Source organism: Microbacterium sp. Se63.02b (assembly GCF_014171575.1).
Classification (GTDB): domain Bacteria; phylum Actinomycetota; class Actinomycetes; order Actinomycetales; family Microbacteriaceae; genus Microbacterium.
The window spans coordinates 2,298,956-2,310,602 of the sequence record NZ_CP050453.1 but is presented as its reverse complement, the minus strand read 5'-3'; the positions used below and the strand labels follow the sequence as shown (position 1 = coordinate 2,310,602).

Annotated in this window: 11 protein-coding genes and 2 pseudogenes; 5 read left to right on the top strand and 8 right to left on the bottom strand. The window is 67.0% G+C overall.

Features of this window, described 5'->3' with window-relative positions; translation table 11 throughout:
* Positions 1-7: 7 nt before the first annotated feature.
* Both G4G29_RS22035 and holA read left to right on the top strand, forming a co-directional pair.
* Positions 8-124, top strand: a pseudogene (locus G4G29_RS22035) (MBL fold metallo-hydrolase); the annotation flags it as partial.
* Positions 125-732: 608 nt separating this feature from the next.
* A complete protein-coding gene (gene holA, locus G4G29_RS11375) occupies positions 733-1,770 on the top strand; it encodes a DNA polymerase III subunit delta (protein WP_183150206.1) in 1,038 nt (345 codons plus the stop codon).
* A gap of 80 nt (positions 1,771-1,850) precedes the next feature.
* Here the strand turns inward: holA and rpsT are convergent, their stop codons facing one another.
* A complete protein-coding gene (gene rpsT / locus G4G29_RS11370) occupies positions 1,851-2,111 on the bottom strand; it encodes a 30S ribosomal protein S20 (protein ID WP_183150205.1) in 261 nt (86 codons plus the stop codon).
* Between the two features lie 223 nt (positions 2,112-2,334).
* Between rpsT and G4G29_RS11365 the strand changes: the two genes are divergently transcribed.
* The 3 genes from G4G29_RS11365 to G4G29_RS22025 are packed head-to-tail and all read left to right on the top strand — an operon-like array spanning position 2,335 to position 4,939.
* Complete coding sequence (locus G4G29_RS11365; RefSeq protein WP_183150204.1) at positions 2,335-3,708, top strand: family 1 glycosylhydrolase; 1,374 nt, start codon at positions 2,335-2,337, stop codon at positions 3,706-3,708.
* Positions 3,705-4,406 (top strand): MFS transporter, encoded by a 702-nt coding sequence (locus tag G4G29_RS22030; protein WP_244631923.1) that lies wholly within the window; start codon positions 3,705-3,707, stop codon positions 4,404-4,406. The genes G4G29_RS11365 and G4G29_RS22030 overlap by 4 nt, the downstream gene beginning before the upstream one ends.
* Positions 4,289-4,939, top strand: a complete 651-nt coding sequence (locus G4G29_RS22025) for an MFS transporter (protein WP_244632586.1) — start codon at positions 4,289-4,291, stop codon at positions 4,937-4,939. The genes G4G29_RS22030 and G4G29_RS22025 overlap by 118 nt, the downstream gene beginning before the upstream one ends.
* On the opposite strand, the gene G4G29_RS24020 is transcribed toward G4G29_RS22025, so the two are convergent.
* The 7 genes and pseudogenes from G4G29_RS24020 to G4G29_RS11335 all read right to left on the bottom strand — a co-directional run bounded on the left by G4G29_RS24020 (position 4,934) and on the right by G4G29_RS11335 (position 11,443).
* Positions 4,934-5,116, bottom strand: a complete 183-nt coding sequence (locus G4G29_RS24020; protein WP_309491570.1) for a hypothetical protein — start codon at positions 5,114-5,116, stop codon at positions 4,934-4,936. The genes G4G29_RS22025 and G4G29_RS24020 overlap by 6 nt on opposite strands.
* A complete protein-coding gene (locus G4G29_RS24015) occupies positions 5,113-5,361 on the bottom strand; it encodes a hypothetical protein (RefSeq protein ID WP_345941200.1) in 249 nt (82 codons plus the stop codon). Before G4G29_RS24015 ends, G4G29_RS24020 begins: the two co-directional genes overlap by 4 nt.
* A 56-nt stretch (positions 5,362-5,417) precedes the next feature.
* Positions 5,418-5,615, bottom strand: a pseudogene (locus tag G4G29_RS24010) (alpha/beta hydrolase); the annotation flags it as partial.
* Positions 5,616-5,737: 122 nt separating this feature from the next.
* Positions 5,738-7,453, bottom strand: coding sequence for an ABC transporter family substrate-binding protein (locus tag G4G29_RS11350; RefSeq protein ID WP_183150203.1), 1,716 nt, complete (start codon positions 7,451-7,453; stop codon positions 5,738-5,740).
* 141 nt (positions 7,454-7,594) lie between these two features.
* A complete protein-coding gene (locus tag G4G29_RS11345) occupies positions 7,595-9,523 on the bottom strand; it encodes an ABC transporter ATP-binding protein (protein ID WP_183150202.1) in 1,929 nt (642 codons plus the stop codon).
* Complete coding sequence (locus G4G29_RS11340) at positions 9,520-10,458, bottom strand: ABC transporter permease (RefSeq protein WP_183150201.1); 939 nt, start codon at positions 10,456-10,458, stop codon at positions 9,520-9,522. The genes G4G29_RS11345 and G4G29_RS11340 overlap by 4 nt, the downstream gene beginning before the upstream one ends.
* Before the next feature lies 1 nt (position 10,459).
* Positions 10,460-11,443, bottom strand: a complete 984-nt coding sequence (locus G4G29_RS11335; RefSeq protein WP_183150200.1) for an ABC transporter permease — start codon at positions 11,441-11,443, stop codon at positions 10,460-10,462.
* Between the last annotated feature and the right edge of the window lie 204 nt (positions 11,444-11,647).

Here is an 11,647-nt window from a genome sequence, read left to right as displayed (position 1 = left end):
GGGCACGGTGGCGCTCATCGACACCGGGCCGGCCCCTGAGCCCCTGGCCGCGTGTCTCCGCGCGCTGGGGGTCGAGCGGATCGATCTACTCGTGCTCACCCACTACGACCTCGATCATGTGGGCGGGACCTCGGCGGTCATGGGGCGGGTCGACGCGGTGCTCCATGGGCCCGTGTCGGAGGAGTCGGACGGCCGTCTCCTCGACGGACTCGCCCGCGCGGGTGCGCGCGTCGACGCGGCATCGGCAGGCCAGCACGGGATGCTCGGCGGAGCGAGCTGGCGGGTCCTGTGGCCGCAGCGGGACTCCGTGGCCTTCCCTCCCGGCAACGACTCGAGCGTGGTGATGGAGTTCGACGGGGAGGGGTGCCCCGCTCCCTCTACCTCGGCGACCTCTCGGCCGCGCCGCAGCGCATGCTGCTCCGCACAGCCCGACTGGGTCGATACGACGTGGTCAAGGTCGCGCATCACGGCAGTGCGGATCAGGATCCTGGGCTGTACCAGGCTGTGCACGCGCGGGCGGCGCTGGTCAGCGTCGGTGCGGACAACGACTACGGGCACCCCGCGCAGAGACGCTCGACCTGCTCGAAGCCTCCGGCTCGCAGGTGCTGCGCACGGAGCGGCACGGCCGCATCCTCCTGGGCGTGCAGGGCGACGAGCTGCGAGTGTGGACCGAGAAGACGACGCGATGACGCCGAGGGAAGCGCTGTCGGTGGGCCCCGGTAGGCTGGAGACATGGCAGCTTCGCGTCCCCCTTCCCGCGGTGGAGCGAAGCCGACCAAGATCCCTCAGGTGTCGTGGCGAGAACCCCGTCCCGCGCCGCTCGTGCTCGTCTCCGGGCCCGAAGAGGTCTGTGCCGAACGTGCGATCGCCGGGGTCCGTGACTACCTCCGCGCCGAGGATCCGGCTCTCGAGGTCAGCGATGTGCGTGCAGACGACTACGCTCCGGGCACGCTGCTGTCGCTGACCTCGCCGTCGCTGTTCGGTGAACCGCGTCTCGTGCGCGTCTCCGGGGTCGAGAAGTGCTCCGATGCGTTCATCCAGGAAGCGGTGTCGTACCTCGACAACCCCCAGGAGGGTGCGACCGTCATCCTCCGCCACACCGGTGCGAGCGTGCGCGGAAAGAAGCTGCTCGACGCCCTCCGGGCCGGCAACGGCGGGGGCATCGAGATCGCCTGTCCGGCGATCAAGAGAGACGGCGATCGGGTCGACTTCGCCGCGGGCGAATTCCGCGCCGCGAAGAAGCGCATCGCCCCTCCGGCTCTCCGGGCGCTGGTCTCCGCCTTCGCCGACGACCTGACCGAACTCGCGGCCGCCTGTCAGCAGCTCATCGGAGACGTCGAGGGCGACATCACCGAAGAGACCGTCACCAAGTACTACGGCGGTCGCGTCGAGGTCTCCGCGTTTGTGGTCGCAGACACGGCGATCGCCGGGCGATACGGCGAGGCCCTCGTCGCGCTGCGGCACGCTCTCTCGTCCGGGGCTGATCCCGTACCGATGGTGGCGGCCTTCGCGATGAAGTTGCGCACCATGGCACGCGTCGCGGGCAACCGCGAGCCCAGCCGACAGCTCGCTCAGCGCCTGGGCATGAAGGACTGGCAGGTCGATCGTGCGCGCCGCGACCTCGCAGGCTGGAACGAGCGGTCGCTCGGGATGGCCATCCAGGCCACGGCGCGCGCAGACGGCGAGGTCAAGGGTGCGGCACGCGACCCGATCTTCGCTTTGGAGCGGATGGTCACGGTGATCGCGACCCGTCAGCCGTTCGGCGAATAGTCGACTGCGCGCCGAGTTCGCTGCAGGCACGAAGAAGGCCCGCCCCGGTGACGGGACGGGCCTTTCTCAGGTGATTCGGCTCAGAGAGACGCGACCTGCTTGGCGAGGGCCGACTTGCGGTTCGACGCCTGGTTCTTGTGCAGGACACCCTTGCTGACGGCCTTGTCGAGCTTGACGGAGGCCTTCTTCAGACCTGCCTCGGCTGCCGACTTGTCGCCGGCGGTGACAGCCGTGCGGGTCGTGCGGATGACGGTCTTGAGCTCGCTCTTGACCGCCTTGTTGCGCTCGCGAGCCTTCTCGTTGGTCTTGTTGCGCTTGATCTGCGACTTGATGTTTGCCACGTGTGGACGCTTTCTGTACAGGATTGTTCGGAATGCCGGCAGCAGAAGAGGGCTGCTGCACAGCGGTCGTGAGGGAAGAACCCACACGCAAGCCAAGAGTCGAGTCTACCAGCAGACGGGCCGCCGACGCGAAACGACCGGAGATGCGCGAAACTCGGTCGCGCACCTGCTGGCACTGGGTGCAGAATCATGACTATCCCGACGTCGATGTCAAGGAAGCCAGATGATCCGCGAATCCCCCCGCCCGTCCCTGCCTGGCCGATTCCGCTGGTCCGCGGCGACCTCCGCCTTCCAGATCGAGGGCTCTCGCCCGACCGGGGCGAGAGGGCGTTCGATCTGGGACGACTTCCTCGAGGTGCCGGGTGCGATCATCGACGGGTCGACCGCCGAGCCCGCCTGCGACAGCTACCGGGATCCGGAGAGCGATGTCGCCCTCGCCGCGGGATTGGGACTCGACCGCTATCGATTCTCGATCCCGTGGGCACGCGTGCAACCGGACGGCAGAGGAGCAGGTGACACCGCGGCGCTCGACCACTACTCCCGCCTCGTCGATCTTCTGCTCGAGTCCGACGTGGTCCCGTTCCCCACCCTCTTCCACTGGGAGATGCCGAGCGCTGTCGAGGCCGAGGGCGGCTGGCTCGACCGGGACACGGCCGATCGCTTCGCCGAGTATGCCGAGATCGTGGCCGATGCGCTCGGGGACAGAGTCGAACACTGGTACACGCTGAACGAGCCCGCGATGACGACTCTCCAGGGTTACGCGGTCGGTGCGCTCGCGCCGGGGAGACAGCTGCTCTTCGGCGCGCTGCCGACGGCGCATCACCAGCTTCTGGCGCACGCTCGAGCTGCCACCGTGCTGCGTGGCCGCGGAGCCAGAGCCGTCGGACTCGTCAACAACCACACCTGGGTCCTGCCCCTGCGCGACACGGCCGAAGACCGGCGAGCGGCGGCGGCCTACGACCTGATCCACAACCGTCTCTTCAGTGAGCCCCTGCTGGAAGGAGGGTATCCGGACCTCGAAGAGCTCGGTCTGCCGCCGATGCCGGTGCGTGAGGGAGATCTTGCGGAGATCGGCCACTCGATCGATTTCTACGGCATCAACTTCTACAACCCGACCACGGTCACCGCGGCGGAGACGCAGAGCCCCGTCCCGTTCGACATCGTGCCGACTCCGGGCGCGCCCGTCACCGGATTCGGCCCGGAATGGCCGATCATGCCTTCGGCCCTGCGGGATCTCCTCGTGGACCTGCACACACGGCATCCCGACCATCCTCCGGTCATCATCGGAGAGAACGGTGCGTCGTTCCCCGAGCCGGATCGTGCGGCGCGCATCGACGACGCCGACAGGATCGAGTGCCTGTCCGGGCATATCGAGGCCGTGGGCGAGGCAATCCGGGCCGGGGTTCCGGTAGAGGAGTACACGGTGTGGTCCCTGCTGGACAACTGGGAGTGGGCGGACGGCTACACCCAGCGCTTCGGGCTCGTCCACGTGGACTTCGCGACCGGCGAGCGCACACCCAAGGCGTCATACGAGTGGTACCGCGATCTCATCGCGCGTTCGCGTTCGGCGGCATCCGCGGCGGAGGTGGCCGGATGAGCGGGGTCACGGGGACGCGCACCGTGCGGGCGGGAGCCCGCTGGATGTCGCTGTTCACGCTGGCATGGCTGGCGATCTGGACCGTGCAGCTCACGCCGGTCCAGCTGCTCCTGCCGCTGCAGCTGGACACGCCGGAAGACGACTGGATCCGCGGGGTGGTCTCGTCCGGTCTCGTGCTCGGCATCGGCGGTCTCGCCGGCATCATCGCGGGTCCGGCCGCCGGCGCACTCTCCGATCGCGGGGCTGCCGGGCGTCATCGCCGTCGTCCCTGGGCTCTGGGTGGCGTCGGTCTCACGGCCGTCTGCCTCGTCCTCACGGGTATCGCCGAGGGGCCGTGGGCCGTGGGCGCGGGATGGGTGGGGGTGTCGGTGGGCGTCGCGGTCTCGTCCGCGGCGTTCACGGCACTCATCGCCGATCAGCTCCCTTCGTCGCAACGGGGCGCCGCTTCTGCCGCCGTCGGTTCGAGTCAAGCGGTGGGGATCGTGCTCGGTGTCGGTCTCGTCGTTCTGCTCGGCCTCGGCATCAGCGAGGATACCTGCTGCTCGCGGCCGTCATCGCCGTCGTCGGATCCGCGGCAGCGCTGCTCCTGCCGGACCCGCCGACCACCGAGGCGCTGCGCCCGAAGCCGCTCGGACGTCGTCCGCTCGCCTCGTTGCGTGATCGCGATTTCGCCTGGATGCTCTCCGGCCGTCTGGTGACGAACATCGGTAACGCGTTGGGGACCGCCCTGTTCCTGTTCTTCCTGCTGCACGGCCTCGGCCAGCCGAGTGCCACCGCGCAGGACAATCTCCTGCTGCTGATCGTCGTCTACACCGTGTTCGTGGTGATCGCGTCGGTGGTGACCGGGATGGTCTCGGATCGCACAGGGAACCGGCGAACGCTCGCCGTCGCGGCCACCGTCGTGCAGGCGGCGTCCGGCGTGGCCATCGCGCTCGTCCCGACGTTCGAGATGACGCTGGTCGCCGCGGCGCTGATGGGCCTCGGCTACGGCGCGTTCTCGACGGTCGGGCTGGCATTCGCCGCTGATCTGCTGCCCGACGAGCAGGACCATGCACGCGATCTCGGGATCGTCAACGTCACTGCGGCTCTCGGGCAGTTGATCGGCCCGGTGCTCGGAGCCGGGCTGGTCGCGTTGGTCGGCGGGTTCTGGCTGGTCTTCGTCGCCGCGGCTGTCCTCTCGATCGTCGGAGGAGTGCTCACCGCGTGCGCACGGCAGCCCGCGCGCTCATGAGCCCGCGGGTGCCTGTTCGACTGTCGCGATCGCGAGCTGCAGCACGGCGTTGAATATCCTCGGCCGCATGGCCGTGACCAGATGGGTCGTGCGGGGCACGATGATCAGTTCGGCGTGCGGCGCGAGTCGGCGGAACAGGGACTCGTTGAGCCGCAGCTGATCGTACTGACCGTTCACGAACCAGAGCGGGACCGTGATCCGGGGAGGGCCGCGGCGATGTCGAGTGCGGCGAGGCTGCGGAGCGCGGCGTCCTGTGTGTCGAGTGCATAGCCGCCCGCAGCGAAGTCGGACCGCGTCTCGAGGGGGATAGTGGCTTCGAGCATCCGTGCGGTGAGCCACATCCCGCGGTCGGGAAGCGCGTCGACGGCCCTGGCGAACAGACGGTAGGCCCGGAGCCCGGCACCGTGGGGAGAGAGGTGCACGCGGCCGCGACCAGTCCCGCGACCGGCGGGCGCTGCGCCCCGCCCGTGTATGCAAGGCAGAGCAGACCGCCCATGGAGTGCCCGACGAGCACGACGGGCCCGTTGGCTGCGGCCGCGCGCACAGCCGCATCGATCGTGTGGAGGGCTTCGTGGAGAGTGAAGTCCTCTTCCATCCGGGTGCCGTGGCCCGGCAGGTCGACGGCCGTGACGGCGTACCCGCGCGCATCGAGGTAGGCGCGCTGCGCACGCCACATGGTCGCGGACGTGCGGATGCCGTGGACGAGGACGATCTGGGCGCTCACGCGTTCAGCATAAGGAAAGCGGGGCCGGTGGATCACCACCGGCCCCGCTTCGACACGATTCGTGTCAGAGGGTGTTACTTCTCCCAGCCGAGGTTCTCGACCGGAGTGACTCCGAAGAGGTCCAGGCCCACGTAAGGCTCCGGCGTGAGGTTCGCCAGGCCCTCCTGGACCACGTAGATCGACGGACCGTTGTAGAGCGGGATGACGCCCCAGGTCTCCTCGATGATCTTCGGCTCGAGGTCCATGGCGGCCTTGGTCCAGCTCTCCGAGTCCTTCTGCGACTCGACCTCGTCAGCGATCTGCTTGTCGATGTCGGCCGTGCCGGTCGCAGAGAGGTTCAGGCCACTGTCGGAGCAGTAGATCTGGCACATCCACGCCGGTCCGAACGGGTCGGAGTCGGTGAAGCGGAGACCGAAGATGTCCCAGTTCTTGGACGTGAAGTCGTCCGAGAAGTCAGCGGATGCACGAACCTCGACCTGGAGGTCGATGCCGAGCTCCTTCTGCTGAGCCTGCAGCGACTTCGCGAGCGCCTCCTGGACGGGGCTGTTGCTGAAGATCGGGTAGACGACCGAGAACTTGACGCCGTCCTTCTCACGGATGCCGTCATCGCCTTCCACCCAGCCGGCGTCGTCAAGCAGCTTCTTGGCAGCTTCGACGTCGTACTTCAGTCCGGCCTCGCCGAACGCGTCTTTCCAGCCGTCCTGGAACGAGTACATGTTCAGCGAGCCTGCCGGCTCCTCCTCGTATCCGAGGCCGTTCCACGCGATCTGCTTCTGCTGGTCGATGTTGACGCCCATGAAGAACGCCTTGCGCACGTTCACGTCCTCGAACTGCGGCTTGTCGCCGTCGACCATGAGAACCGTCTTGGCGGTCTGCTGAGCGCGACGGACGACAGCGCCGTCGACGTCCTCGACCTGCTTCAGACGCTCTTCGCTGCCGGCCTCGACCTGGTCGATCTCACCGTTCTTGAAGGCGTTGATCGCGGCGTCGTCCTCGAGAGCCGTGAAGGTGACCTTGTCGAGCAGGGGAGCGTTGCCCCACCACTCGGGGTTCGGCTTGAAGGACACGAAGCCCGCGTTCGCGTCGAACTCGTCAACCGTGTACGGTCCAGCGCCCCACTCGGCGTTGAGGTTGCCGATGTACGCGTTGTTGAACGTCTCGACGTCGGCGTGCTTCGGGTTCAGCACTCCGCCGGTCAGGAACGCCATGGAGGGCCAGGCGTAGACGCCGTCGAAGGTGACGACGGCCGTCTTGGCGCTGTCGCCCTGCTCGACCGAGGTGATCTGCTTGTAACCGTCGGTCGCGTTCGGGTTGAAGCCCTCGTCGTAGGAGCGGTTCGCCTTCCAGGTGGCGTCGATGGCGGTCCAGTCCATGTCCGTGCCGTCGTTGAAGTGCGCCTCGTCCGTGAACGTGAAGGTGACGGTCGTGTTGCCGTCCGCCTCACCGATCTCGTACTCGTCGAGGTAGGCGTCGTTCTTCTGCACCTCGCCCTCGGGCGTGACCAGAAGCAGCTGCGGCATGTAGTAGTACCACAGACGTGCGGTGTCGGCGCTCGCGTCGCTGTTGAAGGCGTTCAGCTGCTCCGGAACCTCGTTGATCTCGAAGTTGACCTCGCCGCCCTCCTTCAGGTTCTCGCGCGGCTGCGGGTTGTAGTCGGCCGCCTTGGTCTCGACCTTCTCGCCGCCGTCGTCCCCGCCTCCGTTGTTCCCGGAACCGCTCGCGCAACCCGCGAGGGCGAGTGCGAGGGCGCCGCTGATCGCGATCGCCCCCAACAACTTCTTGTTCTTCATGGTGCTCCTTTCGCCTTTCGGCGTTTCATAAGGGGAAGAATAGTTCGGCCCTGGACGTATCACAGCGGTCGAAAGTGAATACCGCCTAACCGTTATCGGACGGTGACCCACATCAGGTGGCATCCGGTTTCAGGTCCGCCCTCACACACTCACGGGACGGGTGCTCATGGTCTCGGCGTCGAACACGACCCGTCGACGGGTGCGCTCGATGTCGGGGTCCGGGACCGGGATCGCCGAGAGCAGAGCCTGCGTGTAGGGGTGCTGCGGGTTCTCGAACACGTCGTCCACATCGCCGTGCTCGACGAAGTCGCCGAGGTACATCACGGCCACGCGGTCCGCGATGTGGCGGACGACCGAGAGGTCGTGGGCGACGAACAGGTACGACAGGCCCAGCTTGGCCTTGAGCTCGTCCAACAGGTTGATCACGCCGGCCTGGATGGAGACGTCCAGGGCCGAGACCGGCTCGTCGAGCACGACGATCTTGGGGTTGGTCGAGAGCGCGCGTGCGATGCCGATGCGCTGCCGCTGACCACCGGAGAACGCCTGCGGGAAGCGGTCGCTGTGCGCCGGGTTCAGCCCGACGAGGTCCATCAGCTCGTCGACGCGTCGATGAGCCTCCTCCTTCGGGGTGCCGATCGCGAAGAGCGGCTCCGAGATGATGTCCGCCACGGTCATGCGCGGGTCGAGGGCTCCCATGGGGTCCTGGAACACGATCTGGATGTCGCGTCGCAGTTTCCGCTCGACCTTGTGGCTGTGGATGTCGTTGACGCTCGTGCCGGCGATCACGATGTCGCCGTCGGTCTGCTTGACCATGTCCATGATCTGCAGGAGCGTGGTCGTCTTGCCGCTGCCGGACTCGCCGACGATGGCCATCGTCTCGCCCTCGCGCACGTCGAAGCTGACGCCCTTGATCGCGTGCACCTCGCCGACCTTGCGCTTGAGGAAGGCACCCTTGAGCAGCGGGAACGTCTTGGTGAGGTTCTTGACCTCGAGCGTGATCGGACGCTGTTCGCGAGGAACTTTGGCCAGGTCGCTCTCCGGGATCTCGCGGACCGGGTACACGGGAAGGCCGCCGAGGAGTCCCCCGTCCTCGATCTCGTGCGACCGGATGCAGGCGGCGCGGTGCGCATCGCCGGAGCCTGTGGCCACGGGCAGCAGCTCGGGCTCTCGCGTGCGGCATGCGTCCATGACGATGGGGCAGCGGTCGGCGAAGGGGCAGGCGTCGGGGAGGTTGATGAGCAGGGGAGGGTTTCCCTTGATCGGGGTGAGCGGTTCCTTCTCCGCCTTGTCGACGCGGGGGATGGCCCCGAGGAGGCCGATCGAGTACGGCATCCGGGTCTTGTGGAACAGTTCGTGCACCGGCGCCTGCTCGACGGGCTTTCCTGCGTACATGACCATGACGTCGTCCGCGGTGCGGGCGACGATGCCCATGTCGTGGGTGATCATGATCACGGCGGCGCCGGTCTCCTGCTGCGCCTTCTCGATGAGGTCGAGGATCTGGGCCTGGATCGTGACGTCCAGGGCTGTGGTCGGCTCGTCGCAGATGATCAGCTTGGGGTTGTTCGCCATCGCGATCGCGATGACGACGCGCTGACGCATTCCTCCCGAGAACTCATGTGGGAACGACTTCATGCGGCGTTCGGGCTCGCTGATCCCGACGAGCGTGAGAAGTTCGATCGAGCGGTTCCACGCATCCTTCTTCGAGAGGCTGCGGTGGACGGTGAGGGCTTCGATGAGCTGGTCGCCGATCGTGAACACCGGGGTCAGCGACGTCAGCGGGTCCTGGAACACCATCGACATGCCGTTGCCGCGGATCACGGAGAGCTGCTTGTCGGTCATGCCGAGCAGCTCCTGGCCGTCGTACATGATCGAGCCGGTGACCTTGGCGTTCTCGTCGAGCAGGCCCATGATCGCGAGCGAGGTGACCGACTTGCCGGATCCGGACTCGCCGACGATGCCCAGAGTCTTGCCCGCCTCCAGGTCGAACGACACGCCTCGCACGGCATCGACGCGGCCGGCCTCGGACGCGAAGCTGACGGTGAGATCGCGGACGGAGAGTACGTTGCTCATGCTCGGCCTCCAGCCGCAGAGGTGGGATCGAGGGCGTCGCGCAGACCATCGGCGATCAACGCCATGGAGACGGTCAGCAGGGTCAGAGCCGCGGCGGGGAAGTAGAACAGCCACGGCGAGGTGATGAGCGAGCTCGATCCGGCGCCGATCAGCGCACCGAGCGACACATCGGGGATCTTCACGCCGAACCCGAGGAACGAGAGTCCGGTCTCGGCCACGACGGCGTTCACGACGCCGAGGGTGAAGTTGATCACGAGCAGGGAGCCGATGTTGGGCAGCAGGTGGCGCACGACGATCCGCATGCCGCGGACTCCCATGTACCGCGCGGCGCTGACGTACTCGCGCTCGCGGAGCGACAGCGCCATCGTCCAGATGACGCGGGCCGGGAAGTACCAGCCGATCACGAAGATCATGATGAACGCGATCACCCGCCAGTCGCCACCGGACTTGTTCGAGATCATCGCCAGGATGAGGAAGCTCGGGATGACCATCATGAAGTGGATGACCAGCAACGTGACCCGCTCGGTCCAGCCGCCGAAGTACGCGGCCGCCGTTCCGACCAGTGCCGACACGATCGTCACGCCCACGGAGACGGTGACGGCGATCATCAGGGACCGCTGCAGCCCGACGGCGACCTGAGCGAACAGGTCGTTGCCGGCGTTGTTGGTGCCGAACCAGTGCTCGGCGCTCGGGGGGCTGCTCAGGTGCAGGAAGTCGAGCTCGATGTGGTCGTAGCGCGCGATGAGCGGTCCGAAGATCGCGAACAGCACGAGCACCACGAAGATGATGAGACCGGCGACCGCGCCCTTGTTGCGGGCGTAGCGGCGCGAGTACAGCGTCCACTTCGACAGACGGCGGGTGGCGACGCGCGTCGTCTCAGGACCGGGAGCGACCTCGGAGGCCTCGACGGTGGGGTCGATCATTTCGGAGGTCATGTCAGCTCACTCTCACTCGAGGATCGAGAACCACGACGGCGATGTCGGCCAGGATGGCGCCGATCGCCGTGAGCACTGCCCCGAAGGCCGCGATGGCGACGGTGCCATGGATGTCGTTCTTCGTGATGGCGTCGATGAAGTACTTGCCCATGCCGTTCCACGCGAAGATCGTCTCGGTGAGGACGGCGCCGGTGAACACGGCGGGGATCGTGAACGCCACCTGCGTGGCGACCGGGATCAGCGAGGTCCGCAGTGCGTGCTTGCGGATCGCCTGCTGCTTGGTCAGCCCCTTCGCGCGGGCGGTCCGCACGTAGTCGGCGCTGATGTTGTCCAGCAGGAGCGACCTCTGCAGGAAGTGGATGCCCGCGTAGCCGATGAGCACCAGGGCTATCGTCGGCAGCGTCAGATGTTGCAGCACGTCTATGAGCACGGGGAAGAATCCCTCGACTCCGCGGCTCGCGTTTCCGGTCACGTAGAAGATGCGCACGCCCGTCGCGTCGTTCAGCGCGATCGCCATCAGGACGATTCCGAAAGCCGCGACGACGATCGGGATGTTCATGGTGATGATGCTCGTGGCCTGGCCGATCCGGTCCGCGAGCTTGTACTGGCGTGACGCGGTGTACACGCCGAGCGCGATGCCGAGGATCGTGGTGAGGATCGTCGCTCCGAGCACCAGTTCCGCGCTGACCCACATGCGGTACGCGACCTGCTCGTTGACGGAGCCGCCGGTCGGACTCACGCCCCAGTCCCAGCGCAGCAGGATCGCGGTGAGCCAGTTCCACCACCGCTCGATCAGCGGGACGGTGTCGCTCAGGTTGCGGGGTTCGAGGACGTTGACGATCTGCTCTTCGGTGAGCGGCGGGCGTCGTCCCACGTAGTTGCTGCGCGGATCGAGGAATCCCCACGCCAGGAAGTACGTGAGGTTCGTCGCGACCACGATCATCAGCAGCCAGCCGAGTGCTCGGCGCAAGAGGTACTTGATCAAGGGGCAGTCTTTCTCTTCTACAGACGCGCTCGGGATCTGCCGACGCAACGCTGAGTCGGGTGGGAACAGCTTCTTTCTCCACCGTCTCCCGCGACGCGACGGCCGTCACGGGGTCTGTGACGGAGTCTTATCGCTTACGGGATCCGGTGTCACGGATTTTTCCCGGGCAACTTCGGGAGACTATCACCGGAATGCCGGAATCGG